Annotated in this window: 24 protein-coding genes and 1 pseudogene; 11 read left to right on the plus strand and 14 right to left on the minus strand. The window is 59.7% G+C overall.

The genetic code is table 11. From position 1 onward, the window contains the following. Positions 1–45: 45 nt before the first annotated feature. The 4 genes and pseudogenes from KFS80_RS10760 to KFS80_RS26940 all read right to left on the minus strand — a co-directional run. Entirely contained in the window at positions 46–318 is a 273-nt protein-coding gene (locus KFS80_RS10760; RefSeq protein WP_008080549.1) for an oxidative damage protection protein, read from the minus strand. Continuing rightward, positions 315–1,382 carry an A/G-specific adenine glycosylase gene (gene mutY, locus KFS80_RS10765; protein WP_053116584.1) on the minus strand — a complete coding sequence of 356 codons (1,068 nt, stop codon included), beginning with the start codon at positions 1,380–1,382 and terminating at the stop codon, positions 315–317. The genes KFS80_RS10760 and mutY overlap by 4 nt, the downstream gene beginning before the upstream one ends. After that, positions 1,379–3,601 (minus strand): AsmA family protein, encoded by a 2,223-nt coding sequence (locus KFS80_RS10770; RefSeq protein WP_212544789.1) that lies wholly within the window; start codon positions 3,599–3,601, stop codon positions 1,379–1,381. Before KFS80_RS10770 ends, mutY begins: the two co-directional genes overlap by 4 nt. A 78-nt stretch (positions 3,602–3,679) precedes the next feature. After that, positions 3,680–3,820 (minus strand): annotated as a pseudogene (locus KFS80_RS26940) (aspartate 1-decarboxylase autocleavage activator PanM); the annotation flags it as partial. A gap of 306 nt (positions 3,821–4,126) precedes the next feature. Here KFS80_RS26940 and KFS80_RS10775 point away from each other — a divergent pair. The 7 genes from KFS80_RS10775 (at position 4,127) to KFS80_RS10805 (ending at position 9,952) form a co-directional block, all read left to right on the plus strand. Then, entirely contained in the window at positions 4,127–5,791 is a 1,665-nt protein-coding gene (locus KFS80_RS10775; RefSeq protein WP_212544790.1) for an OFA family MFS transporter, read from the plus strand. Positions 5,792–6,061: 270 nt separating this feature from the next. Further along, complete coding sequence (gene hisB, locus KFS80_RS10780) at positions 6,062–6,655, plus strand: imidazoleglycerol-phosphate dehydratase HisB (RefSeq protein ID WP_042557195.1); 594 nt, start codon at positions 6,062–6,064, stop codon at positions 6,653–6,655. Further along, a complete protein-coding gene (gene hisH, locus KFS80_RS10785; protein WP_102899557.1) occupies positions 6,655–7,293 on the plus strand; it encodes an imidazole glycerol phosphate synthase subunit HisH in 639 nt (212 codons plus the stop codon). The genes hisB and hisH overlap by 1 nt, the downstream gene beginning before the upstream one ends. Further along, entirely contained in the window at positions 7,294–7,554 is a 261-nt protein-coding gene (locus KFS80_RS10790) for a DUF2164 domain-containing protein (protein WP_053116588.1), read from the plus strand. It abuts the gene before it with no gap. A gap of 42 nt (positions 7,555–7,596) precedes the next feature. After that, positions 7,597–8,334: a 1-(5-phosphoribosyl)-5-[(5-phosphoribosylamino)methylideneamino]imidazole-4-carboxamide isomerase gene (gene hisA, locus KFS80_RS10795; protein WP_007909210.1), complete on the plus strand. Its 738-nt coding sequence runs from the start codon at positions 7,597–7,599 to the stop codon at positions 8,332–8,334. 9 nt (positions 8,335–8,343) lie between these two features. Then, a complete protein-coding gene (hisF, locus tag KFS80_RS10800; protein ID WP_053116590.1) occupies positions 8,344–9,114 on the plus strand; it encodes an imidazole glycerol phosphate synthase subunit HisF in 771 nt (256 codons plus the stop codon). An 82-nt stretch (positions 9,115–9,196) separates the two neighbouring features. After that, complete coding sequence (locus KFS80_RS10805) at positions 9,197–9,952, plus strand: substrate-binding periplasmic protein (RefSeq protein WP_212544791.1); 756 nt, start codon at positions 9,197–9,199, stop codon at positions 9,950–9,952. Between the two features lie 187 nt (positions 9,953–10,139). On the opposite strand, the gene KFS80_RS10810 is transcribed toward KFS80_RS10805, so the two are convergent. The 4 genes from KFS80_RS10810 to gpmI all read right to left on the minus strand — a co-directional run bounded on the left by KFS80_RS10810 (position 10,140) and on the right by gpmI (position 15,319). Continuing rightward, complete coding sequence (locus tag KFS80_RS10810; RefSeq protein ID WP_212544792.1) at positions 10,140–10,916, minus strand: divergent polysaccharide deacetylase family protein; 777 nt, start codon at positions 10,914–10,916, stop codon at positions 10,140–10,142. A gap of 2 nt (positions 10,917–10,918) precedes the next feature. Continuing rightward, positions 10,919–12,238, minus strand: a complete 1,320-nt coding sequence (locus tag KFS80_RS10815) for a S41 family peptidase (RefSeq protein WP_212544793.1) — start codon at positions 12,236–12,238, stop codon at positions 10,919–10,921. A 34-nt stretch (positions 12,239–12,272) separates the two neighbouring features. Beyond that, positions 12,273–13,559 (minus strand): murein hydrolase activator EnvC family protein, encoded by a 1,287-nt coding sequence (locus tag KFS80_RS10820; protein WP_212544794.1) that lies wholly within the window; start codon positions 13,557–13,559, stop codon positions 12,273–12,275. 230 nt (positions 13,560–13,789) lie between these two features. Next, positions 13,790–15,319: a 2,3-bisphosphoglycerate-independent phosphoglycerate mutase gene (gene gpmI, locus KFS80_RS10825; RefSeq protein WP_053116595.1), complete on the minus strand. Its 1,530-nt coding sequence runs from the start codon at positions 15,317–15,319 to the stop codon at positions 13,790–13,792. 153 nt (positions 15,320–15,472) lie between these two features. Here gpmI and KFS80_RS10830 point away from each other — a divergent pair, with 153 nt between their 5' ends. Genes KFS80_RS10830 through secB form a run of 3 tightly spaced genes read left to right on the plus strand, consistent with a single transcriptional unit; the run spans position 15,473 to position 16,684 of the window. Beyond that, positions 15,473–15,886, plus strand: coding sequence for a rhodanese-like domain-containing protein (locus KFS80_RS10830; protein WP_008080560.1), 414 nt, complete (start codon positions 15,473–15,475; stop codon positions 15,884–15,886). Further along, on the plus strand, positions 15,887–16,141 hold the full coding sequence (gene grxC, locus KFS80_RS10835) for a glutaredoxin 3 (RefSeq protein ID WP_007909231.1): 255 nt from the start codon (positions 15,887–15,889) through the stop codon (positions 16,139–16,141). It abuts the gene before it with no gap. A gap of 57 nt (positions 16,142–16,198) precedes the next feature. After that, complete coding sequence (secB, locus tag KFS80_RS10840; RefSeq protein ID WP_212544795.1) at positions 16,199–16,684, plus strand: protein-export chaperone SecB; 486 nt, start codon at positions 16,199–16,201, stop codon at positions 16,682–16,684. A 165-nt stretch (positions 16,685–16,849) separates the two neighbouring features. Here secB and KFS80_RS10845 read toward each other — a convergent pair whose 3' ends face one another. Further along, positions 16,850–17,305 carry a tRNA (cytidine(34)-2'-O)-methyltransferase gene (locus tag KFS80_RS10845; RefSeq protein WP_053116597.1) on the minus strand — a complete coding sequence of 152 codons (456 nt, stop codon included), beginning with the start codon at positions 17,303–17,305 and terminating at the stop codon, positions 16,850–16,852. Here KFS80_RS10845 and KFS80_RS10850 point away from each other — a divergent pair. Beyond that, positions 17,304–17,741 (plus strand): hypothetical protein, encoded by a 438-nt coding sequence (locus tag KFS80_RS10850; RefSeq protein WP_053116598.1) that lies wholly within the window; start codon positions 17,304–17,306, stop codon positions 17,739–17,741. The genes KFS80_RS10845 and KFS80_RS10850 overlap by 2 nt on opposite strands. A gap of 520 nt (positions 17,742–18,261) precedes the next feature. On the opposite strand, the gene ntrC is transcribed toward KFS80_RS10850, so the two are convergent. The 5 genes from ntrC to glnA all read right to left on the minus strand — a co-directional run bounded on the left by ntrC (position 18,262) and on the right by glnA (position 23,782). Beyond that, on the minus strand, positions 18,262–19,698 hold the full coding sequence (gene ntrC, locus KFS80_RS10855) for a nitrogen regulation protein NR(I) (protein ID WP_053116599.1): 1,437 nt from the start codon (positions 19,696–19,698) through the stop codon (positions 18,262–18,264). Beyond that, the gene (gene glnL / locus KFS80_RS10860; RefSeq protein WP_053116600.1) at positions 19,695–20,780 is read right to left on the minus strand and encodes a nitrogen regulation protein NR(II); all 1,086 of its coding nucleotides are present in this window, start codon (positions 20,778–20,780) and stop codon (positions 19,695–19,697) included. Before glnL ends, ntrC begins: the two co-directional genes overlap by 4 nt. Positions 20,781–21,011: 231 nt before the next feature. Next, positions 21,012–21,635 carry a DUF4124 domain-containing protein gene (locus tag KFS80_RS10865; RefSeq protein ID WP_212544796.1) on the minus strand — a complete coding sequence of 208 codons (624 nt, stop codon included), beginning with the start codon at positions 21,633–21,635 and terminating at the stop codon, positions 21,012–21,014. Then, on the minus strand, positions 21,632–22,144 hold the full coding sequence (locus KFS80_RS10870) for a DUF4124 domain-containing protein (RefSeq protein ID WP_212544797.1): 513 nt from the start codon (positions 22,142–22,144) through the stop codon (positions 21,632–21,634). Before KFS80_RS10870 ends, KFS80_RS10865 begins: the two co-directional genes overlap by 4 nt. Before the next feature lie 231 nt (positions 22,145–22,375). After that, positions 22,376–23,782 carry a type I glutamate--ammonia ligase gene (glnA, locus tag KFS80_RS10875; protein WP_008080570.1) on the minus strand — a complete coding sequence of 469 codons (1,407 nt, stop codon included), beginning with the start codon at positions 23,780–23,782 and terminating at the stop codon, positions 22,376–22,378. Between the last annotated feature and the right edge of the window lie 81 nt (positions 23,783–23,863).

Below are 23,863 nucleotides of genomic sequence, written 5' to 3' on the forward strand. Positions count from 1 at the left end.
TAAATTAATTCCGTCGCTTACGATCCGACCCCCGATTTCCGGGGTTTACTCTGCAGGCGGAACGTAGCCTTCGGCTTGAGCGTATTCCTCGCCGGAGAAGTACTTGTCCATTTCGCCCTGAAGATATTTGCGGTCTTCGGCGTTCATCATGTTCAAGCGCTTTTCATTGATCAGCAGGGTCTGGTGTTTCTGCCAGTCGGCCCAAGCCTTGGCCGAGACGTGGTCAAAAATATCCTGACCTTTTGCGCCCGGGAAAGGGGCGCGTTCCAGGGCGGGCAGTTGTTCTTTGTATTTACGGCACATTACGGTGCGGGTCATGGCGACTCTCCTGCATTCAAGACGGCGGCCGCGCGTTCGAGCAAGGTTTTGACCGGGGCGGCGAGGCCCAGGCGCGGCGGGGTGGCGAGGTTATACCAGAGCCAGTCGGCCTCGGCCACGTGATGGGCGGCCTCCTGTACCTGAACCAGCCAGGGTTCGATGGACAGTTGGAAATGGCTGAACGTGTGGACAAGGCTCGGCAGCGCCTGCTGTTCGCCCATGGTCAGTGCGTGCTGGTCGGCGAGGTGTTGCAGGTCGTCGAGGTCGTCGAGTTCCGGCAGGCTCCACAAACCGCCCCACAAACCGCTCGAGGGGCGACGGTAAAGCAGAATCGCACCGTCGCCGTTGGCGAGCATCGGCATCAGCGTGCGCTTCTGCGGGATGGCTTTGCGCGGCTTGGGAATCGGGTAGCGGGTTTCGAGGCCGAGCATGTGCGCTTCACAACCACGCTCCAGCGGACACAGCAGGCAACTCGGCTTGCTGCGCGTGCAGAGCGTGGCGCCGAGATCCATCATCGCCTGGGTGTAGGCGTTGACCCGATCATGCGGCGTAAAGCGCTCAGCGTTGGCCCAGAGCTGTTTGGCCACCTTCGGCTCGCCGGGATAACCCTCTTGCGCAGTAAAGCGCGCCAGCACGCGTTTGACGTTGCCGTCGAGGATCGGCGCGCGCAGGCCCATGCTGATGCTCGCGATGGCGCCAGCAGTGGACAGGCCGATGCCCGGCAAATCCGTAAGCTTTTCGACGTCACGCGGAAACTCGCCACCGTACTGGCTGACGACGATCTTCGCGGTCTTCTGCAAATTGCGCGCGCGGGTGTAGTAACCCAGGCCAGTCCACAAGTGCAGCACCTCGTCTTCCGGCGCTTCTGCCAGCGCTTCGACCGTCGGCAGCGCAGCCATGAAACGGTCGAAGTAATTGAGCACGGTGCTGACCTGAGTCTGCTGCAGCATGATCTCCGACACCCACACCCGATACGGATTGATGTCTTGCTGCCAGGGCAAATCGTGGCGGCCGTGGCGGTCGAACCAATCCAGCACCGCCGTGGAAAACTGCTCCGCTCTCATCGCTTGAACAGCCCCTTCAGTGCGTTTTTCAATTCCGGGCTGACCTTGTCACCGAGTTTTTCATCGATCTTGTCGCTGAGCTTGTCGCCAGCCAGTTTGGTCGCGACCTGACCGAGTCGATCGTTGTCGACGCGGCAGGCTTTCGCGCCCAGCTCCAGCGGGCCACGGCAGCGCAACGGCCACTCGATGCCGACGAATTTTTCGCCGACCTGACAGGCTGGATCCGGCATCGCACTGGTGTCACCTTCGACGATGATGCCGACGCGGTAATCCATGCCGAGCACGCGCAAATCGATGTCGCCGTCACCGTTGACGGTCATGCCGGGGATGCGCACTTTCAGATCAGGGTTGCTGGCGATGCCGTTGCGGAAGGTCAGGTTGCCCTTGAGTTCCTGGAACGGCGTGTCTTTGCCGCGTGGCTCGCCGCTGAGGGTTTTGCGGTTGAGTGTGGCGATGCCTTTGCACAGTTGCTGTTCAAGGTTGGCGTTGAGCAGCACGCCGTTATTGATCACGAAACTGGCGTTGCCATTGAGGCTTTCGATCAGCGCTTGCTGGCTGTTGCCGTTGCCGGTGACGTTACTGGTGAGCGTCACCAGACCTTGCACCGGCGGATTCTTGCCTTGGCTTTCGAGGATTTTATCGACCGGCACGCGATTGAGCTTGGTCTGCAAATTCAGCACGGGCGCGGTTTGGCGGACATCAAGGGTGCCATTGGCGGCGAAGTTGCCGTTGTACAAATCGCCGCTCAGGTTGGTCAGGGTCAGCAGGCCGCCCTGGCCGGTGGCTTTCAGTGCGGCGTTCTGGATCGGCAATTTGTCGAGGGTCAGTTGGCCGAAAGTCAGATCGGCGTCCACATCGAGCTTGGCCAGACGTTCCACCGGCAGCAGGCGATCGGTGCTCCACGCGGTTTTGGTCGGCTTGTCCGGCAGCGGCGTACTGCCGGCGCCGGCCATGGCATCGGCTTCGGTGCTGGCGACTTCGGCCTGACGCACTTGCGTGGCGTTCGCAGCTTTTTCCGATTTCGGCGGCAGGTAGCGGTCGACGTTGAAGGTGTCAGCCTTGAGGATCGCGCGCAGCGATTGCTTGGCGAAATCCTCGACGGCGATGCGGCCGCTGAAACTGCTGTCGTCGACTTTCAGGTTGATGTTGTCGAACGCGACGCTGGTTGGCGTGGCGGCAATGCGGCTGACCAGTTCGACTTTGCTCAGGCTGCCGGCGGCCATCGCCGGAAGTGTCTGGCCGATGCTGTCGACGAATTTCGCCAGATCGAATTGAGCGATGGAGAGGCCGCCAGTGATCTGCGGGGTTTTGTCGAGATCGTTGGCTTTCAGTTCGCCCAAGGCGCGCAATTGGTTGGCGGAGATCTTGATCCCCGTCCATTCGGCGACGTTCGCGGCTTTATCCAGCGAAACCTGGCCTTGAGCCGAGAAGGTCATAGCCTTGCCTTGCAGCGGATCGCCAGTCAGTTCGCCGGACAATTTCATGTCTTCGAACCTGTAGCGTTGCAGCGCGCGCTCGATGCGCAATTCGCCGTTCAGCTCGGTGCGCACCCGCAGCATCGGCTGGTTGGTGCTGAGGAAAGCGGTGGCCTTCAACGGAATATTGGTCGAATCGTGAACCGCGCCGGTGCTCAACTGGATGCTTTCGGCGCTGAACTGCTTGCCGGTCTTCTCGTCGTTGTATTCAACGCGGGCGTTGTTGACGGTCAGGCTGTCGATGTCGAGGCGGATTGGTTGCGGTGGTTTTTCCGGTGTTGCCGGAGTTTCGCTGGCCGGTTGATTGGCTGCGACAGGCGGCGTTGCACCGGCAGGCTGCGGCAGCTTGCCAATGTCTTCCCAGTTGCCATGACCGTCCTTGTCGCGGTTCAGGCGCAGGTTCAGGCCTTCGACGCGCACGTCGCTCATCTGCACTTCACGGCGCAGCAGCGGCAGCACACGCACGGACAGGCCGAGCATCTGCAAGTCGGCAAACGGTTCGGCCGGTTTGATCAGGGTGGCGACGCTGGCCTCGTGCAATTCCAGGCCGAGCCACGGGAACAGGCTCCAGCCGATATCGCCATTGAGCGTCAGCTCGATGTGGGCCTTGTCGCGGGCTATCTGGCGGATCTCGTCTTTATAGTCGTTGGGATCGAAGAGGTGGGTCAGGGCAAAGCCTGCCGCCACGATGATCAGCAACAGCCCGAGAAGTACCAGACCCAGGATTTTGCCGAACGCTTTCATGGGCGAGTCCTTGTAATTAGTCGAATTCGTAATTTAGCCGGGGAGTATAGCGCTGCAAATGCCCGGTTCGGTGTGGCGTCATGTTGCCAGTACCGCTAATGACGCGTGCAACTTAGCCGCGATGGCCAGAGCTTCAGGATGTCCGGCAGGTGCCAGCAGGCGCAGTTCGGCCCCCGCTTGCGACGCCATTTTCCGGACTTGGTTCACCCGTCGTTCAGCAAAAATTGCCCCGTGTAGGAGCTGCGGAACGCTGCGATCTTTTGATGTTTTTCATAAACAGGATCAAAAGATCGCAGCCTTCGGCAGCTCCTACACAGGTGTAGAGATCAGATGACATGAAAAAGGTGATATCAGTTTGGTTTTTCTGTCACCTGCAAATGGTAACCTTCGCCCCGTTCGTCCGTCCCTCTGCGACTTAACGTCGCGCCTTCAAGGAGCTTCACCCAAAAAACGGTCATGCCTGCGTGCATAAGGCCGAGGGTGAACAGTGGCTGGCGAACCATACTAATAATTGGGGGATACACAATGAGCACGAGCATTACGGCGGACGGCCTCAGCGCCGCCCAGCCTGCGTTCCTCTCCAAGGAGCGCATCATCGCCAAGCCCGGTTTCAACCGCTGGCTGGTTCCACCGGCCGCGTTGGCCATCCACTTGTGCATCGGCATGGCCTACGGTTTCTCGGTGTTCTGGTTGCCGCTGTCCAAGGCGCTGGGCGTCACCGCGCCAGTGACTTGCGCGCCGGACATGAGCTTCATCGCACAAGTATTTTCCTCGCAATGCGACTGGCCGATCTCGATGCTCGGCTGGATCTACACGCTGTTCTTCATCTTCCTCGGTTGCTCGGCAGCGATCTGGGGTGGCTGGCTGGAGCACGCAGGGCCGCGTAAGGCTGGCGTGGTGTCGGCACTGTGCTGGTGCGGCGGTCTGCTGATCTCGGCGCTGGGTATTTATACCCACCAGATCTGGCTGATGTGGATTGGCTCGGGCGTGATCGGCGGTATCGGTCTCGGTCTGGGCTACATCTCGCCGGTCTCGACCCTGATCAAGTGGTTCCCGGACAAGCGCGGCATGGCGACCGGCATGGCAATCATGGGCTTCGGTGGCGGCGCGATGGTCGGTGCACCGTTGGCGACGGCGCTGATGAGCCACTTCGGCTCGGCTGAAGGCGTTGGCGTCTGGCAGAGCTTCGTGGCCATGGCCGCGATCTACTTCGTGTTCATGATCGGTGGCGCTCTGTCGTACCGCGTTCCGCCAACAGGCTGGAAACCTGAAGGCTGGACCGCGCCGGCGAAGAAAGCCGCGAACGCGATGATCACCAATCGTCACGTGCACGTGAATGTGGCGTGGAAAACCCCGCAATTCCGTCTGGTCTGGCTGGTGCTGTGCCTGAACGTTTCTGCCGGTATCGGCATCCTCGGCATGGCGTCGCCACTGTTGCAGGAAGTGTTCGGCGGCAAGCTGCTGGGCGTTGATGTGCCGTTTGGTCAGCTCGATGCCGGTCAGTTGGCTTCGATCGCTGCGATCGCTGCGGGCTTCACCGGTTTGCTGAGCCTGTTCAACATCGGTGGTCGTTTCTTCTGGGCTTCGTTCTCGGACTACCTGGGCCGCAAAAACACCTACTTCGTGTTCTTCGCCCTGGGTTTTGCCCTGTACGCGCTGATTCCGAACATGGGCCATTTGGGCAACGTTGCGCTGTTCGTGGCGGCGTTCTGCATCATTCTGTCGATGTACGGCGGTGGTTTTGCCACTGTTCCGGCGTATCTGGCTGACTTGTTCGGTACGCAAATGGTTGGCGCGATCCACGGTCGTCTGCTGACTGCCTGGGCGGCGGCTGGTGTGCTCGGCCCGGTGCTGGTGAACTACCTGCGTGAATATCAGCTGAGCATCGGCGTTGAACGCGCTGCCGCTTACGACATCACTTTGTACATCCTCGCCGGCCTGCTGGTGTTGGGCTTCCTGTGCAACATGCTGGTTCGTCCGGTGGCCGACAAGTACTTCATGACCGACGCTGAACTGGCCGCCGAACAGGCGCTGGGTCACGACAAAGGTGCTGATGCCAGCACGGTTCTGGAGTGGAAAGCCGCGTCGGGCAGCAAGCCGCTGGCGATTGCTGCGTGGTTGGCCGTGGGTATTCCGTTGGCGTGGGGTGTGTGGGTGACCCTGCAGAAAACGGCGGTACTGTTTCACTAAGGTCGCCTGTACCTGATCGTTCCCACGCTCTGCGTGGGAATGCCTCCCGTGACGCTCTGCGTCACATTCGAAGCGGACGCAGAGCGTCCCGGGCTGCACTCCCACGCAGAGCGTGGGAGCGATCATTGCCCTTTATGGCTTGTATGGACATGTCTACCCGCGACAGCCGGGCGTTCTATCCGTCAGCCATATCACCTCTCGTGTTTCTGTTTGCGCCCCGCGTGCCTATAATGGCTGCCTTTTTCGCCCAATGATTTTGCGGAGCTGGTGATGGCCGAACGTAAGGCTTCTGTCGAGCGCGACACTCTGGAAACCCAGATCAAAGCCTCGATCAACCTTGATGGCACCGGAAAGGCCCGATTCGATATCGGTGTTCCTTTTCTTGAGCACATGCTGGATCAGATCGCCCGTCACGGGTTGATCGACCTGGATATTGAATGCAAGGGCGATCTGCATATCGACGACCACCATACGGTGGAAGACGTCGGTATCACCCTCGGCCAGGCATTTGCCAAAGCCATCGGCGATAAAAAAGGCATCCGTCGCTACGGTCATGCTTACGTGCCGCTCGATGAAGCGCTGTCACGTGTGGTGATCGACTTCTCCGGTCGTCCAGGCCTGCAGATGCACGTGCCGTACACCCGCGCCACCGTCGGTGGTTTCGACGTTGACCTGTTCCAGGAATTCTTCCAGGGCTTCGTCAACCATGCGTTGGTCAGCATGCACATCGACAACCTGCGTGGCACCAACACCCACCACCAGATCGAAACCGTGTTCAAGGCTTTCGGCCGCGCGCTGCGCATGGCCGTCGAGCTGGATGAGCGCATGGCCGGGCAAATGCCATCGACCAAAGGCGTTCTGTAATGCAGACGGTTGCAGTTATCGATTACGGCATGGGCAACCTGCACTCGGTGGCCAAAGCCCTCGAGCACGTCGGCGCCGGCAAGGTGCTGATCACCAGCGATGCGGCGGTGATTCGTGAAGCTGACCGCGTGGTGTTCCCCGGTGTTGGCGCGATTCGCGATTGCATGGCGGAGATCCGTCGCCTCGGTTTCGACTCGTTGGTGCGCGAAGTCAGCCAGGATCGTCCGTTCCTCGGCATCTGTGTCGGCATGCAAGCCTTGCTCGACACCAGTGAAGAGAACGATGGCGTTGACTGCATCGGCCTGTTTCCGGGCGCAGTGAAGTTCTTCGGCAAAGACCTGCATGAAGACGGCGAGCATCTGAAAGTCCCGCACATGGGCTGGAACGAAGTGCAGCAGAAGGTCAGCCACCCGCTGTGGCATGACATTCCGGACATGGCGCGTTTCTACTTCGTGCACAGCTACTACATCGCTGCCGCCAATGCGCGGCAAGTGGTTGGTGGCGGCCATTACGGTGTCGATTTCGCTGCGGCGCTGGCCGATGGTTCGCGCTTCGCCGTGCAGTTCCACCCGGAGAAAAGCCATACCCATGGCCTGCAGTTGCTGCAGAACTTCGCGGCGTGGGACGGTCGCTGGTAAATGGCTGCCAAGAAAACCAAACCGCCGATTCTGACCCTCACTCCCGAACAGGAGAACGAGGCCAATCGCAAGATTCAGCGGTTCATGGAAGACCGTTTCGAACTCGATCTGGGATCGTTCGAAGCGGGGGAAATTCTTGAGCTGTTTACCCGCGAAATTGCTCCGCACTATTACAACAGGGCGATTTTCGATGTGCAGACCCACCTCAAAGAGCGGTTTGAAAGCATCGAAAGCGACCTGTGGGCGCTCGAGAAAAACTGATTTCCGAGCCAAGCTGAACATTCAAATTTGAAGGTTTGCCAGATGCTGATTATTCCCGCTATCGATCTTAAAGACGGTGCCTGCGTACGTCTGCGCCAGGGCCGCATGGAAGATTCCACAGTGTTCTCCGATGACCCGGTGAGCATGGCTGCCAAGTGGGTGGAGGGCGGTTGCCGCCGTCTGCATCTGGTCGATCTGAACGGCGCGTTTGAAGGCCAGCCGGTCAACGGCGAAGTGGTTACCGCGATCGCCAAGCGTTACCCGACTCTGCCGATCCAGATCGGTGGCGGCATCCGTTCGCTGGAAACCATCGAGCACTACGTCAAGGCTGGCGTGAGCTACGTGATCATCGGCACCAAAGCCGTGAAAGATCCGGCGTTCGTTGCTGAAGCCTGCCGCGCGTTCCCGGGCAAGATCATCGTTGGTCTGGACGCCAAAGACGGCTTCGTCGCCACTGATGGCTGGGCTGAAATCAGCACCGTGCAGGTCATCGATCTGGCCAAGCAGTTTGAAGCCGATGGCGTCTCTTCGATCGTTTATACCGACATCGCCAAAGACGGCATGATGCAGGGCTGCAACGTACCGTTCACCGCTGCGCTGGCTGCCGCTACCAAGATCCCGGTGATCGCGTCCGGTGGCATCCACAATCTCGGTGACATCAAATCGCTGCTCGACGCCAAGGCGCCGGGCATCATCGGCGCCATCACCGGCCGCGCGATCTACGAAGGCACCCTCGACGTCGCAGAAGCGCAAGCTTTTTGCGATTCGTATAAAGGCTGAGGACTGACCATGGCTCTGGCCAAACGCATCATCCCTTGCCTGGACGTGGACAACGGCCGGGTCGTCAAAGGTGTGAAGTTCGAGAACATCCGCGACGCCGGTGACCCGGTAGAAATCGCCCGTCGCTATGACGAGCAGGGTGCCGACGAGATTACCTTTCTCGACATCACCGCCAGCGTCGATGGTCGCGACACCACGCTGCATACCGTCGAGCGCATGGCCAGCCAGGTTTTCATCCCGCTGACCGTCGGCGGTGGTGTGCGTACCGTGCAGGACATTCGTAATCTGCTGAATGCCGGTGCGGACAAGGTGTCGATCAACACCGCTGCCGTGTTCAATCCGGAATTCGTTGGCGAAGCCGCGCAGCATTTCGGCTCGCAGTGCATCGTCGTTGCCATCGACGCCAAGAAGGTTTCCGGCCCGGGTGAAACCCCGCGCTGGGAGATCTTCACCCACGGCGGGCGCAAGCCAACCGGCCTCGACGCGGTCGAGTGGGCGAAGAAAATGGAAGGCCTCGGTGCCGGCGAAATCCTGCTGACCAGCATGGATCAGGACGGCATGAAAAACGGTTTCGATCTCGGCGTGACCCGCGCGATCAGCGATGCGCTGGGCATTCCCGTGATCGCTTCCGGCGGTGTCGGCAACTTGCAGCACTTGGCTGACGGCATTCTCGAAGGCCACGCCAGCGCTGTGTTGGCGGCGAGTATTTTCCACTTCGGCGAATACACCGTGCAGGAAGCCAAGGCCTACATGGCTAAACGCGGCATCACGATGCGTTAAGCGTCAAAATCGATACAGGCCAGTGGACACCATGGCGCACCCAAGGCACTCTTGGGCACGCCATGGATTTCGGTAGCCCAACATGATCAAACGCCTGCTTCTAGTTCTCGCCAGCGCCTCTCTGTTGCTCATCAACACTGCCCGCGCCGAAACCAGTCCCGACACCGATCTGGTGCTCCTTACCGAAAACTTCCCGCCGTACAACATGGCGAAGAACGGCAAAAATTTCGCCCAAGGCGAAAACATCAACGGCATCGCCACCGACATCGTTCGGGAAATGTTCCAGCGTGCCGGCGTTACTTACAGCCTGACCCTGCGCTTTCCTTGGGAGCGCGTGTACAAACTCGCCCTGGAAAATCCTGGTTACGGCGCCTTCGTGATGGCGCGCCTGCCGGATCGCGAAAAACTCTTCAAATGGGTCGGCCCGATCGGCCCGGATGACTGGATCCTGTTGGCCAAGGCCGACAGCAAGATCACCCTCGAAACCCTTGAGGACGCGCGCAAATACAAGATTGGCGCGTACAAGGGCGATGCGATTGCCGAGACACTGACCAAGCAAGGCTTGAAGCCGGTGGTGGTGTTGCGCGATCAGGACAACGCCAAGAAGCTGGTCAACGGGCAGATTGATTTGTGGGCGACGGGTGATCCGGCGGGGCGCTATCTGGCGCGACAGGATGGGGTGACGGGGCTGAAGACGGTGCTGCGCTTCAACAGCGCTGAGCTGTATCTGGCGCTGAATAAAGATGTGCCGGAAGAAACCGTGAAGAAGCTCCAGGCCGCGCTGGACCAGATGCGCAAGGATGGTGTGGTGGACGAGATTATGGGGCGGTATTTGTAGCGCTTATCAGATCGCTACCCCCTCACCCCAACCCTCTCCCCCAAGGGGGCGAGGGGGAAAGGGAGCTGATCTATGTACTTTCAAAACCTGAGTTCGACTCGGTATTGCAAGTCGGTGCAGCTGTCCCAATCAACTCGGTCAGCTCCCTCTCCCTCCGGGAGAGGGCTGGGGTGAGGGGCTTCTAAAGTCAGCGGTACACGCCATCCTTGCCGTGTGCTGCAGTCGCCTTGTTACTGCGCACACTGATCATCTGCCGGATATCAATCCACTCAATCCCCTGAGCCTTCAGCTTCGGCAATTCCCGCTCCAGCACCGCCAGTGTCTGCGGGTAAGGATGCCCGATCATCACCGCCGAACCCTGCTTTTGCGCCAGGCTGATCGCCGTCTGCAACTGCGTGTAAATTGCCGCTTCCGTGCGCTCATCATCAAGAAACACATCCCGCGAAACGCTCGCCAGATCGATCTTCTGCGCCTGCTGTGCGGCGACGGTTTGCGCACTGGTGCGGCTGTCGACGAAGAACTTGTGCCGGCGCTGCAACTCGCCCATCAACCACGCCATCGCCACTGGTTGCGCAGTCATGCGGCTGCCCATGTGGTTATTGATGCCGGCGGTGTACGGCACCATTTTGAACGCGGCGTTCAGGCGTTTTTCCAGTTCTTCGATAGGCAGATCGGGATGCCAGGCGTAAGGCCCGGTGGCCGGATCCATTGGCATGTGCAGGATGACGATTTTGCCGGCGCGATGAGCCTCGCGGGCAAATTCGGTGGCGTGCGGGGTGTCGGGCATGATCGCCGTGGTCACCGGGCCGGGCAGGGCCAGCACGCGGCGATCCCGGGGCAGGTTTTGCCCCAGGTCATCGATGATCAGACTCAGGTAGGCCTTGTGAGGCTTTGGGCTGACGGGCTCTGCATGAGCAGCACCCGCCAGACAGCACAACAGAACGAAGACGAAACGCAAAGACATCCTCAACGGCCGGACGTAATGCTCAGCCCTTTGAGCAGGCTCAGGGCCTGGGCCAATTGGTAATCGTCATCCTGTGGCATGGCTTTAGGCTTGGCGCCCGAACCGGTTGGTTTGTCGGCGCCGCCGTTGCCGTTGCTCAAGTGACCTTGCAGGTCGGCTTCTTTGAAGTAATCGCCCTCCGCCTCGTTGGTGATCTTCGCTTTGCGCACTTCGATGTCCGGGACGATGCCCTGCGCCTGAATCGAGCGGCCGTTCGGCGTGAAGTACAGCGCGGTGGTGATTTTCAGCGCGCGGTCGTTGTTCAGCGGCAGCACGGTTTGTACCGAGCCCTTGCCGAAACTGGTGGTGCCCATGACCACGGCGCGTTTTTGATCCTGCAAGGCACCGGCGACGATTTCCGACGCCGAGGCGCTACCACCGTTGATCAACACCACCATTGGCACCGCTTCGCTCTCGTCTTTGCCGGTGGCGGAGAAGCGCAGTTCGGAGTTGGCGATGCGGCCCTTGGTGTAAACGATCAGGCCTTTGGTGATGAAGTGGTCGACCACTTCCACCGCTGCCTGCAACACGCCACCCGGGTTGTTACGCAGGTCGAGAATGATGCCGTTGAGCTTCTTGCCGTTGTCCTTGCGCAACTTGGCCAGAGCCTTGGAGACCTCTTCGCCGGTCTTGACCTGGAACTGGGTGATGCGGATGTACGCATAGCCGGTTTCCAGCAGTTGCGCCTTGACGCTCTTCACCTGAATCACTGCGCGCGCCAGGGTTACGTCGAACGGCGTGCCGCCATCGCGCACCAGGGTCAGGGTGATTTTCTGGCCGATCTTGCCGCGCATTTTGTCGACGGCTTCGGTCATGGTCTGGCCGCGAGTCGGCTGGCCGTTGATCTTGACGATGAAGTCACCGGCCTGGATACCGGCCTTCGATGCCGGGGTGTCGTCGATTGGCGAGACGACTTTGATGAAGCCGTCTTCAGCGCCGACTTCGATACCCAGCCCGCCGAACTCTCCGCTGGTGCTTTCCTGCAGTTCGGTAAAGTCCTCTGGGCCGAGGTAGGCCGAGTGCGGATCAAGGTTGCTGAGCATGCCCTTGATCGCGTTTTCCAGCAGGGTCTTGTCGTCCACCGGCTCGACGTAAGCGGCTTTGATCCGATCCATGACCTCGGCAAAGGTGCGCAACTCTTCCAGCGGCAACGGCGCCTTGGAGGTCGCGGCTGTGCCTGCCGGAGCGACGGCCGGAGCCGGTTGAGCGGCGAACGCCAGAGGCGCGCCGATCACCAGGGCGATCGTCAGGGCCAGCGAGGTAAGACGGGACAAATGCAGCATGTCGAACGAACTCCTAATGTAGGTGACTCAACGCCTATCCTTGCGCGCGGCACCATTGCGCCGGATCACTCGGGTGACCCTGCTGACGAATTGCGAAATACAGCGCTGATGTGTCCTGACCGCCACTGTTACCGACAGTGGCAATCGACTCACCGGCTTTGACCACATCACCCGCTGACTTGAGCAGCGTCTGGTTGTGACCGTAAAGACTCAAAAAACCGTTGCCGTGATCGAGGATCACCAGCAGCCCGGCGCCACGCAACCAGTCGGCGAACACCACGCGACCGCCGTGCACGGCATGCACCTGGCTGCCGGCGGCGGCGCTGATCATCACGCCATCCCACTTGGTACGGGCGTCGTCGCCACGGCTTTCACCGAAGCGCGCCAGTAGTCGACCATCAACCGGCCAAGGAAGTTTTCCCCGGGTTGCAGCAAAAGCGCCACCAAAGGTCTCGCCGCTGCTGGAAACCAGCGCGCCGGGCGTCGATTTGGCGGGTTTTCGTGGGGCGTCGGTGTTTTCCGCCTGCGCCTCACGCAAGCGCTTTTTTTCCGCTTCCTGCTGGGCGATCAGCGCTTTCTGCCGCGCTTCTTCTGCCTCACGGGCCTGACGGGCCAGGGTTTCTTCAATGGTTTTAAGGACTTTAGACAGGTCTGCCTGATCCTGCTCGCGTGCGGCGAGTTTCTGATCGCGGGCCTTTACGTCGTCATTGAGCTTGGCGAGCACCTGCTGACGTTCCTTGCGGACTTTTTCCAGTTCGTCGCGCTGGGTGTCGAGGCTGCTTTTCTGCACCAGCAATTGCGCCTGTTGCGCGGCGATGTCCTGTTCGACATTGGCCAGTTGGCGCAGGGTTTCGTTGAAGTTCTTCAACTGCTCCAGGCGGGCCTGGCTCAGGTAATCGTAATAGGTGAGGGTGCGGGCGAATTTCTCGGGATTCTGCTGGTTGAGCAGCAGCTTGAGGTACTCCTGCCGACCGTTCTGATAAGCCGCACGGGCCTGAATGGCGATCAGTCGCTGCTGTTCAGTGCGCGCGCTTTGGAGTTTTTTTTTCTCTGCATCGAGTCGCTGCAGCTCGGATTCGCTTTTCTGCAGTTCTTTCTGCAGCGCATCGACCTGCTTCTGCAGCTTGCCCAGCTCGGTTTCCGTGCCCTTGAGCTCTTTCTGCACGCCGGATTTTTCTTCCTGAACTTTGCCCAGCAGCTTTTTCAGCTCGGCAATGTCCTGACGCGTGGCGTCCAACTGCTGTTGGGTTTGCGCGCGCTCGTCAGCGAAGGCCGGTTGGAGCAGGCATGTCAGAGCAAGGGCGATCAGGACGCGAAGCATAGGGGCGGGCGGCACCAGGGTAAGGGACGGCCTAGTATGCCCGCCCGAGGCTGCAAAAAAAACGCCCAATTGGGGCTGTGTGATAACTGGCCTGAAAAACACTGCAAACCAATGTAGGAGTGAGCCTGCTCGCGATGGCTTACTGACATTCAACAGAGTAGTTGACTGTCAGATGGCTATCGCGAGCAGGCTCACTCCTACAGGGTTTTGCGGTGTTCTGGTGATCTGGATCAAACCAGAATGGAGGTACCGGTCATCTCCGCCGGTTTTTCCAGACCCAGCAGCTTCAGCATGGTCGGTGCCACATCCGCCAGCACGCCGCCTTCACGCACTTTCAGATCACGCTTGCCGACATAAATGAACGGCACTGGCTCGGTGGTGTGCGCGGTGTGCGCCTGGTGGGTTTCTTCATCGGCCATTTTTTCAACGTTGCCGTGGTCAGCCGTGATCAGCGCTTCACCGCCAACCTTTTCCAGTGCTTCAACGATGCGGCCGACGCAAGTATCCAGGCATTCAACCGCTTTCACCGCCGCGTCGAACACACCGCTGTGGCCGACCATGTCGCCGTTGGCGTAGTTGACCACGATCACATCGAAACGCTGGTTTTCGATGGCTTCAACGATGCGGTCGGTGACCTCCGGCGCGCTCATTTCCGGCTGCAAGTCGTAAGTGGCGACTTTCGGCGACGGGATCAGAATGCGCTCTTCGCCCGGGAACGGCTCTTCACGACCACCGGAGAAGAAAAAGGTCACGTGCGCGTATTTCTCGGTTTCAGCGATACGCAGCTGGGTTTTGCCATTCTTCGCCAAGTAATCGCCCAGCACGTTTTCCAGGCTGCCCGCGGCGAATGCCGACGGTGCCGGGATGCTTGCCGCGTATTGGGTCAGCATGACGAACCCGGCCAGTTTTGGCTGGCGTGCGCGCTCGAAATCCTTGAAATCGTCTTCGACGAATACGCGAGTCAACTCGCGGGCGCGGTCGGCGCGAAAGTTCATGAACACCACAGCGTCGCCGTCTTCGACTTTCACCGGCTCACCGATGGTCGTGGCTTTGACGAATTCGTCGCTCTCGCCGCGAGCGTAAGCCGCGTCGAGGCCTTCCTGCGCGGTGGCGGCGTTGAATTCGCTGTTGCCGTCGACGATCAGGTTGTAGGCCTGAGCGACGCGATCCCAGCGGTTGTCACGATCCATTGCGAAGTAACGGCCGATAATGCTGGCGATGCGGCCCTTGCCCAGTGCCTGGAAGGTTGCATCGAGCAATTCGATCGACGAGGCAGCGCTTTTCGGCGGCGTATCGCGGCCATCAAGGAAAGCGTGCAGGTAGATTTTTTCAGCGCCGCGCTTGAAGGCCAGTTCGGCCATGGCGATCAGGTGATCCTGGTGGCTGTGCACGCCGCCATCGGAGAGCAGACCCATGAAGTGCACGGCTTTACCGGCGGCCACGGCCTTATCCACAGCGGCGCAGATGGTCGGGTTCTCGAAGAATTCGCCGTCGCGGATCGACTTGGTTACCCGCGTGAAGTCCTGATACACCACGCGGCCGGCGCCGAGGTTCATGTGGCCGACTTCGGAGTTGCCCATCTGGCCGTCCGGCAGACCGACGTCCATGCCGCTGCCCGAGATCAAGCCGTTTGGCACGGTGGCCCACAGGCGATCAAGGACGGGCTTCTTCGCCGCAAAAACGGCGTTGGATTCGGGGCTTTCGCTGTGACCGAAGCCGTCGAGAATCATCAGGACCAAAGGTTTAGGCGTGGTAGTCATGGAATCCACTCGTGGCTAATAAAGAAGAGGGCGATGGAAAAGGGAGTTGGAGTTTAAAGCTAAGTTCCGACCGCGTCACCGCCGGACGGGGTTTGGCCGACCATAGTGGCTGTGTATACTGGCCGACATTTTAACGCCCTGGAACCTCCTTCGATGGTTGCTCACCTGATTGAATTTGCCACTAACCACTACATTCTTGTCGGTATCTTCGTCGTACTGCTGGCTCTGCTGCTGGCGCACACGATGCAGGGCGGCGGTAAAAGCCTGAGCACCGGCGAACTGACTGCGCTGGTCAATAAAGACGCAGGCGTGGTGGTGGACATCCGTCCGGCCAAGGATTTCGCTGCCGGCCACATCGTTGGCGCGATCAACATTCCCCAGGACAAACTGGCTGCGCGCACCGCCGAGCTGGAAAAGCACAAGGCCAAGACCATCATTCTGGTCGACGCCCTGGGCCAGACCGCCGGCACCCACGCCCGCGAGCTGATGAAATCCGGCTTCACCGCCGCCAAGCTGTCCGGCGGGATCTCCAGCTGGAAAGGCGACAACCTGCCGCTGGTGAAATAAATGAGCGAAGTCATCGTCTACTCCAGCGACTACTGCCCTTATTGCTCCCGAGCCAAGTATCTGCTCGAGAACAAAGGCGTGGCCTTCAAAGAGATCAAGGTCGATGGCAAGCCGCAGGTGCGCGCCGAAATGGCCCAGAAAGCGGGGCGCACGTCCGTTCCGCAGATCTGGATCGGCAGCAAGCACATCGGTGGTTGTGATGATTTATTTGCCCTGGAGCGCGCCGGCAAACTCGACGCGCTGCTCAAGGCCTGAACGGCTGCACCCACGTACAGCACTCCCTAAAAGACCCAAGATCAGAAAGGATCTGAGATGACTGACCAACAGAACACTGCAGCCAGCGAAGAAGAAACCGCACCGCAATTCTCCTTGCAGCGCATCTATGTACGCGACCTGTCCTTCGAAGCCCCGAAAAGCCCGGCGATCTTCCGCCAGCAGTGGGATCCGGCGGTCGGTCTGGATCTGAACACTCGTCAGAAAGCGCTGGAAGGTGATTTCTACGAAGTCGTGCTGACCCTGTCCGTCACCGTGAAAAACGGTGAAGAAGTTGCTTTCATCGCTGAAGTGCAACAGGCCGGTATCTTCCTGATCAAGAACCTCGACGCGGCTTCGATGAGCCACACCCTGGGTGCGTTCTGCCCGAACATCCTGTTCCCGTACGCCCGCGAAACCCTGGACAGCCTGGTCACCCGTGGTTCGTTCCCGGCGCTGATGCTGGCTCCGGTGAACTTCGACGCCCTGTACGCGCAAGAACTTCAGCGCATGCAGGAAAGCGACGAGACGCCAACCGTTCAGTAAACGGTCCGGGCTACAAAGAAAAAAGCGCCGTAACAGGCGCTTTTTTCTTGGCTGATCGTTCCTACGCTCCGCGTGGGAATGCCTCTGGGGACGCTCCGCGTCCAGTGACGCGGAGCGTCACGGGCTGCATTCCCACGCAGAGCGTGGGAACGATCAGGTGTAGTGTTATTTAAAGTCGTTCTGGCGCCAGGCTTCGTACACGGCGACCGCTACGGTGTTGGACAGGTTCAGGCTACGGCAGCCTTCACGCATCGGCAGACGCAGGCGCTGATCGGGCCCAAGGGCGTCGAGCACTTCCGGCGGCAAGCCACGACTTTCCGGGCCGAAGATGAACGCATCACCCGGGACAAACGCCGCATCATGAAACGGCCGCGAGCCCTTGGTTGTGAACGCATACACCCGAGGGTTGCCGATGCTTTCCAGGCAACTGGCGAGGTCGGCATGGCGCTGCAGCGTGGCATATTCGTGGTAGTCGAGACCGGCACGGCGCAAGCGCTTGTCGTCCATCTCGAAGCCCAGCGGTTCGATCAAATGCAGGTGGCAGCCGCTGTTGGCGCACAGCCTGATAACGTTGCCGGTATTCGGCGGAATTTCTGGTTGAAAAAGGATGACGTGAAACATGCACGGCTCCGAAGGTAAAGATGACGCGCATTCTACGCCGCAAGCAGACCGGCGTTCGAAACTATTCCCGCGAGTAATCGGTTCGCTGGCGATTGTCGGCATGATGATCGGCTTGATGATCGGCCGTCTGACCACGCCGGATCCCAGTGTGCTACAGCAAGTCGAAGTGACTGACGGCGGTTTGGTGGTGTGGTTCAACAACGAGCCGAAGCTGCACGGTGAGATCATCGATGGCACCGTGGCCCTGCTGTTTCAGGCCGAGGGCCGGGCGCAGAAAGGTCAGCTCAAGCTCAACGGCAAAGACGTGAACTGGCGGACGCGAGCGAGTGACGGAGGGTTGTTGCTGACGGTGCTGGCGGCGCGGCCGCTGCAGGGAGACTGGGCCGGCAGCAAGGTCGATGACCGCTGGCGGCTGGAGATCCATCTCCGCGAGTAATAAAAGCGGGAATCCCTGACCTGCCTGTATCAGGGTTCCCAAAACGGGGTGGACTTCGCGTATCGCGTCGGTCCGGTATAAAGAGGGAACCCCCGGCCTGCCTGTACCAAGGATCCCAAAAGGGTGGGCGCATCGCGTGGCGATCTGCGCCCGGTGTAAAGAGGGGAATCCCCGGCCTGCCTGTACCAAGGTCCCCGAAACGGGTGGTGAAACGAATCACCTGTAAGAGGTATTGCAGGGCGCGTGCCAGGTTTTAATTTGTTGAAACAAAAAAGCTGAGCAGAAACGCGAAAGCCCCGGGATTCGGGGCTTTCGTGTTTTTTGAAGGCTGAGCTTTTAAGGTTTTGAGGTGGTCTTTCGAAAGACTGGCAGTGCCCGATCAAGGGTCATCGTGCATCCATGCGGTGCACGGTGGCCCTAAAAGCTTCGCGAGCAGGCTCACTCCTACAGGGGAGCGCATTCCAACTGTAGGAGTGAGCCTGCTCGCGATTGGTCTGACGTTCAGCGAAGAACTTGGGGTTTAACCCTCATCCCCCTCATCCTCATCCGCCCCATCAACCTTCATCCCCAATTCCTTGATCTTGCGCGTCAGGGTGTTACGCCCCCAACCCAGCAACACCGCCGCATCACGGCGACGTCCGGCCGTGTGCTTCAACGCGGTCTCGATCATGATCCGTTCAAACGCCGGAACCGCACTGTCGAGCAAACTCGACTGACCACGCGCCAACGCCTGATCGGCCCACTGACGCAGCGCCTGTTCCCAATTGGTCACCGGCGCCGAGTCCTGCGGCAGGTTCAGCAGTTCCGGCGGCAGGTCGCTGATGTGCACTTCGCGTCCGGACGCCATCACCGTGATCCAGCGGCAGGTGTTCTCCAACTGACGCACGTTGCCGCCCCACGGCAGGTTTTTCAGGTATTCCTCGGTCTCGCTTTTCAGCAGCTTCGGCTCGACCGCCAGTTCTTGCGCGGCGCGGCTGAGGAAGTGTTTGGCCAGGGTCGGAATGTCTTCACGACGATCCGACAGGCGCGGGATGTGGATGCGGATCACGTTGAGGCGATGGAACAAGTCCTCACGGAATTTGCCAGCGTGCACCAGGGTTTCCAGATTCTGGTGCGTCGCGGCGATGATGCGCACATCGACCTTGACCGGCACATGGCCGCCAACGCGATAGAACTCGCCATCGGCCAGAACCCGCAGCAAACGGGTTTGCGTATCCGCCGGCATGTCGCCGATTTCATCGAGGAACAGCGTGCCGCCGTCAGCCTGTTCAAAGCGGCCGCGACGCAAATTCGCCGCACCGGTGAAGGCGCCTTTCTCATGGCCGAACAGCTCGGATTCCATCAGATCCTTGGGAATCGCCGCCATGTTCAGCGCGATAAATGGCGAAGCCGCGCGTGGGCTGTGGCGGTGCAGGGCGTGGGCGACCAGTTCTTTACCGGTGCCGGATTCGCCGTTGATCAGCACGGTGATGTTGGAGTGGCTTAAGCGCCCGATGGCGCGAAACACTTCCTGCATCGCTGGCGCTTCGCCGATGATTTCCGGGGTGCGGGTCAGCGCCGGTACGACTTCCAGGCCTTGCTGTTCTTGCGCGTGCTGGTTGGCACGTTTGACCAGCGACACCGCTTCATCAACGTCGAACGGCTTCGGCAGGTACTCGAACGCGCCGCCCTGATACGAGGCGACAGCGCTGTCCAGATCGGAGTGAGCGGTCATGATGATGACCGGCAACCGTGGGTGCTGCTCGCGAATCCGCGCCAACAGATCCAGACCGCTGGCCCCCGGCATACGGATGTCGGAAATGATCACGTCAGGCTGCTGACGGGCCAGCCGACTCATCACGCCATCGGCGCTGTCGAAGCTCTGGGTGGTCATGCCTTCTTGCTGCAAGGCCTTTTCCAGAACCCAACGGATAGAACGGTCGTCATCGACGATCCACACGGTTTCACTACGGCTCATGTCGATGTGGCTCCTTGTTCCAGTGGCAGAAAGATCGAGAAGGTGGTGTGGCCTGGATGGCTATCACACTCGATCAGGCCCTGGTGCTGGCTGATGATGTTCTGGGTAATGGCCAGGCCGAGTCCGGTACCGTCCGGGCGTCCGCTGACCATGGGAAAGAAAATGGTTTCTTGAAGTTCCGCGGGGATCCCCGGGCCGTTGTCGATGATCTCGATCTTGGTCACCAGACGATGGCGGACGTGGCCGATGGTGAACTGGCGCATGGCGCGGGTGCGCAGGCTGATGCGGCCCAGACGCAGCTCGTTCTGGCTGCTGATCGCCTGCATCGCGTTGCGCACGATGTTCAATACCGCCTGAATCATTTGTTCGCGGTCGATCAACACGTCGGGAATGCTTGGGTCGTAATCGCGCACCAAGGTGATGCAGCCCTGACTTTCCGCTTCGACCAGATGGCAGACGCGTTCCAGCACTTCGTGAATGTTGCACATCGCCAGCGACGGCAACTTGTTCGAGCCGAGCATGCGGTCGACCAGATTGCGCAGGCGATCGGCCTCTTCAATGATCACGTTGGTGTAATCGCGCAGGCTTTCTTCGGGCAGTTCGCGGGCGAGCAACTGCGCAGCGCCACGGATGCCGCCCAGCGGATTCTTGATTTCGTGGGCGAGGCCGCGTACCAGCATTTTGCTGGTTTCCTGTTTGGAAATTTGCGCCTCTTCCTTGGTGATCCGCAGCAGGCGATCACGCGGATGCACTTCCAGCAGGAGCATGGTCGCGCCGTTACTGAGGATCGGCGTCACCGCGTAATCCACGGTCAAGGTCTGGCCGGTGAGGGCAGTGAGCATCGCTTCGCGCTTGGTAAACGGGTGCGCCTGCTCTACCGCTTGGCGCAACGAATTCAGCGCTTCGGTGGATTCTGTGAACAGCTCGCTGATGAATTGCCCATGGCTACGCTGCCCGCTGATGGCGAGCAGCATCTCCGCCGCCGGGTTCATGTACTCGAGGCGCAATTCGGCGTCGAGCAGGATGGTGGCGGTGGTCAGGTTGTCGAGCAGCAAACGGTGGATTGCGTCGCTAATGGTCATCGGAGCCTCTTTTGGGGGCGGAGCGTGCGCAACAAGCAAGCGTCGGTATCGGCAAAATGCAAAAAACAAACCAAGGCTCTGAAAAGAAGCGCTTAACCCCTGAAACAGGCGTTTGACGCTCGTTTACGTGGCACTGGGCCAGCTCTCGCGGGTAGTTTCGAACCAAAATGGGTTGGAATGTGAGTACGGTGCAGGCTATTGCACCAATATAGTGCGCAAAGCTGAACGGCGTTAGAAGAAACGCAGGAAGGGGTTTTTCGGCTCGGGCGGTTTGTCTTTCAAGGGGCATTCCGGACGTACGCCGTAGTCGTCGGCGACGCAGGGTTTGACCTGGCGCTTCTGCGCGAGGGAAATGCGCAACATGTGGAAAGGCTGGTTGGCGGTGCGTTCAACGGTGCGGCCCTCCAAATCGAGAATTTCAACCGAGAGATTGTGGCTGCCGCGATCAATGTTGTTCAGCGGGAACACAGGGCTCAGGCCGGGTTCGCCGGTGGCCTGGCCGTCCAGTAATAGGCGATAGCGGTGACCACGTTGCAGACCGGGTTCGCTGGTGACGCTGACGATGATTTCGCCGGCGCTGCTGCGAATCGTCGCATCGGGTTCGGGCACCAGAATGCGCAGCATGTCGTAGTGGAAGGGTGGTTGTTCCGGGGATTTTTTTGCGGTGGTGATCGGTGCGGCAGCGGTTGGATTGGCGGACATGCGATTGCTGGTCGCGATCGGTACGCGCTTGGCGTTGCTGCGCGGTTGATCGGTGTAGACGCGGTTACCTTGCGAATCAATGTAAGTGAACACCTCGGCTGAGGCCTGCAGTGCCACCAGCGCCATCGCGACGATCAGCCACGCGCGGATCATGGTATGTGCACCCGTTGTACGCTGAGGGCGACGGGCGGGCTCTGTTGAATGATCGTCTGACCGTCGATGACCTGCACGGCGAGGCGATGCTCGCCGCGATCGACGTTGACCAATTGCAGGATCGGCACATTGCTTGGCTGGCCGTAGGGTTCGTCATCGAGTACCAGCCTTAATTGATGCGGCGGTTGCAGGCGTGGCTTGATCAGCACGTTGACGGTGAAGGTGCCGTTGTTCGCGCGCAGGGCTTCTTCGGTGGGCAGCCCGGCGAGTTCGAGGATGTCGTAGGCGTTGCGCTGAGGTTCACGGTTGTCGCTGACGGGCGCAGGGGGTGCGCTCGGCGCTTGCGGCTCGACGCGATTGAGCGGCGGCAACTCCACGGGCTGCGCCTGTACGCCGTCCGGCGAGTGATCGCTGTAGACGGTGTTGCCGTTGGCATCGGTGTACTTGTAGATCTGCGCGGCGGCGGGCAGGGCGATCAACAATAGAATGTAGAGAAAGGTGCGACCCATGAAATCGACCGGGATTGAAAGCGATGGGGTGCAGCATAGGTCAGGGTGGGCGAGAGGCCCAAGCTGTTAACAATTGGAATTGAAAAGCAAAGTCAAAAGATCGCAGCCTTCGGCAGCTCCTACAGGGATCGATGTAGGAGCTGCCGAAGGCTGCGATCTTTTGATCTGCAATAAAAAGGCCTCCCGAAGGAGGCCTCTTTTACTCACGCCACGGAACGCGGCGCTACCGGATCAGCAGCTGTAGTACAGCTCATATTCCAGTGGGTGTACGAAGGTACGAACCTTGATTTCTTCTTCCGATTTCAGCGCGATGTAAGCGTCGATGAAGTCGTCGGAGAATACGCCGCCCTTGGTCAGGAACGCGCGGCCCTTGTCCAGCTCTTCCAGGGCTTCTTTCAGGCTGCCGCAAACTTGTGGGATCTCTTTCGCCTCTTCAGGCGGCAGGTCGTACAGGTTTTTGTCAGCAGCGTCGCCAGGGTGGATCTTGTTCTGGATACCGTCCAGACCAGCCATCAGCAGTGCTGCGAAGGCCAGGTACGGGTTGGCAGCCGGATCCGGGAAGCGGGCTTCGATACGGCGGGCTTTCGGGCTCGACACGTAAGGAATACGGATCGAAGCGGAACGGTTGCGAGCCGAGTAGGCCAGCATGACCGGAGCTTCGAAGCCTGGTACCAGACGCTTGTACGAGTTGGTCGCCGGGTTGGTGAAGCCGTTCAGGGCCTTACCGTGTTTGATGATGCCGCCGATGAAGTACAGAGCGGTATCGGACAGGCCGGCATAGCCTTCACCTGCGAAGGTGTTTTTGCCGTCTTTCCAGATCGACATGTGTACGTGCATGCCCGAACCGTTGTCGCCGTACAGTGGCTTCGGCATGAAGGTCGCGGTGCGGCCGTAAGCGTCAGCAACGTTGTGTACAACGTACTTCAGGGTTTGGGTTTCGTCGGCTTTCTTCACCAGGGTGTTGAACTTGACGCCGATTTCGTTCTGGCCGGCAGTCGCCACTTCGTGGTGGTGAACTTCAACGGTCAGGCCCATTTCTTCCAGTGCGTTGCACATGGAGGTACGGATTTCGTGGTCGTGGTCGAACGGTGGAACCGGGAAGTAGCCGCCTTTGACGCCTGGACGGTGACCCTTGTTGCCGCCTTCGATGTCCTGGTCGGACATCCACGAACCTTGCTCGGAGTAGATCTTGAACATCGAGCCGGAGATGTCCGACTTGAATTTCACCGAGTCAAAGATGAAGAATTCTGGCTCTGGACCGGCGAATACGGTGTCACCGATACCGGTGGCTTTCAGGTGTTCTTCGGCGCGCTTGGCGATCGCACGTGGGTCGCGGTCGTAGCCTTGCATGCTCGAAGGTTCGATGATGTCGCACACCAGGATCAGGGTGGCGTCTTCGGTGAACGGGTCGAGAACGGCAGTTTCGTCAACCGGCATCAGGATCATGTCGGAGGCTTCGATGCCTTTCCAGCCAGCGATGGAGGAGCCGTCGAACATTTTGCCGACTTCGAAGAAGTCGTCGTCCAAAGCATCGCGAGCCGGCATGGTCACGTGGTGCTGAGTACCTTTGGTGTCCGTGAAGCGCAGATCAATCCACTTGACGTCATGATCTTTGATGAGTTGAACCGTCTTCGACATATGTCCTCCGGGTGGCTTCGGGCTTGGTAGTGGATGCCCTTAAATGTGGGTGATGCCGGCGCGAATACTCTGCCAAGGCAA

The organism is Pseudomonas rustica (assembly GCF_018336155.1).
Taxonomy (GTDB): domain Bacteria; phylum Pseudomonadota; class Gammaproteobacteria; order Pseudomonadales; family Pseudomonadaceae; genus Aquipseudomonas; species Aquipseudomonas rustica.

What these genes read in the sequence shown, in the direction of transcription:
- secB (WP_212544795.1), top strand. Translation starts at nt 16,199, where the DNA reads ATGACTGACCAACAGAACACTGCAGCCAGCGAAGAAGAAACCGCACCG.
- KFS80_RS10770 (WP_212544789.1), bottom strand. Translation starts at nt 3,601, where the DNA reads ATGAAAGCGTTCGGCAAAATCCTGGGTCTGGTACTTCTCGGGCTGTTG.
- KFS80_RS10760 (WP_008080549.1), bottom strand. Translation starts at nt 318, where the DNA reads ATGACCCGCACCGTAATGTGCCGTAAATACAAAGAACAACTGCCCGCC.
- hisF (WP_053116590.1), top strand. Translation starts at nt 8,344, where the DNA reads ATGGCTCTGGCCAAACGCATCATCCCTTGCCTGGACGTGGACAACGGC.
- glnL (WP_053116600.1), bottom strand. Translation starts at nt 20,780, where the DNA reads ATGACCATTAGCGACGCAATCCACCGTTTGCTGCTCGACAACCTGACC.
- KFS80_RS10850 (WP_053116598.1), top strand. Translation starts at nt 17,304, where the DNA reads ATGCACGGCTCCGAAGGTAAAGATGACGCGCATTCTACGCCGCAAGCA.
- KFS80_RS10790 (WP_053116588.1), top strand. Translation starts at nt 7,294, where the DNA reads ATGGCTGCCAAGAAAACCAAACCGCCGATTCTGACCCTCACTCCCGAA.
- mutY (WP_053116584.1), bottom strand. Translation starts at nt 1,382, where the DNA reads ATGAGAGCGGAGCAGTTTTCCACGGCGGTGCTGGATTGGTTCGACCGC.
- KFS80_RS10805 (WP_212544791.1), top strand. Translation starts at nt 9,197, where the DNA reads ATGATCAAACGCCTGCTTCTAGTTCTCGCCAGCGCCTCTCTGTTGCTC.
- hisA (WP_007909210.1), top strand. Translation starts at nt 7,597, where the DNA reads ATGCTGATTATTCCCGCTATCGATCTTAAAGACGGTGCCTGCGTACGT.
- KFS80_RS10820 (WP_212544794.1), bottom strand. Translation starts at nt 13,559, where the DNA reads ATGCTTCGCGTCCTGATCGCCCTTGCTCTGACATGCCTGCTCCAACCG.
- KFS80_RS10865 (WP_212544796.1), bottom strand. Translation starts at nt 21,635, where the DNA reads ATGATCCGCGCGTGGCTGATCGTCGCGATGGCGCTGGTGGCACTGCAG.
- hisB (WP_042557195.1), top strand. Translation starts at nt 6,062, where the DNA reads ATGGCCGAACGTAAGGCTTCTGTCGAGCGCGACACTCTGGAAACCCAG.
- KFS80_RS10830 (WP_008080560.1), top strand. Translation starts at nt 15,473, where the DNA reads ATGGTTGCTCACCTGATTGAATTTGCCACTAACCACTACATTCTTGTC.
- grxC (WP_007909231.1), top strand. Translation starts at nt 15,887, where the DNA reads ATGAGCGAAGTCATCGTCTACTCCAGCGACTACTGCCCTTATTGCTCC.
- ntrC (WP_053116599.1), bottom strand. Translation starts at nt 19,698, where the DNA reads ATGAGCCGTAGTGAAACCGTGTGGATCGTCGATGACGACCGTTCTATC.
- KFS80_RS10845 (WP_053116597.1), bottom strand. Translation starts at nt 17,305, where the DNA reads ATGTTTCACGTCATCCTTTTTCAACCAGAAATTCCGCCGAATACCGGC.
- glnA (WP_008080570.1), bottom strand. Translation starts at nt 23,782, where the DNA reads ATGTCGAAGACGGTTCAACTCATCAAAGATCATGACGTCAAGTGGATT.
- hisH (WP_102899557.1), top strand. Translation starts at nt 6,655, where the DNA reads ATGCAGACGGTTGCAGTTATCGATTACGGCATGGGCAACCTGCACTCG.
- KFS80_RS10815 (WP_212544793.1), bottom strand. Translation starts at nt 12,238, where the DNA reads ATGCTGCATTTGTCCCGTCTTACCTCGCTGGCCCTGACGATCGCCCTG.
- KFS80_RS10775 (WP_212544790.1), top strand. Translation starts at nt 4,127, where the DNA reads ATGAGCACGAGCATTACGGCGGACGGCCTCAGCGCCGCCCAGCCTGCG.
- KFS80_RS10810 (WP_212544792.1), bottom strand. Translation starts at nt 10,916, where the DNA reads ATGTCTTTGCGTTTCGTCTTCGTTCTGTTGTGCTGTCTGGCGGGTGCT.
- KFS80_RS10870 (WP_212544797.1), bottom strand. Translation starts at nt 22,144, where the DNA reads ATGGGTCGCACCTTTCTCTACATTCTATTGTTGATCGCCCTGCCCGCC.
- gpmI (WP_053116595.1), bottom strand. Translation starts at nt 15,319, where the DNA reads ATGACTACCACGCCTAAACCTTTGGTCCTGATGATTCTCGACGGCTTC.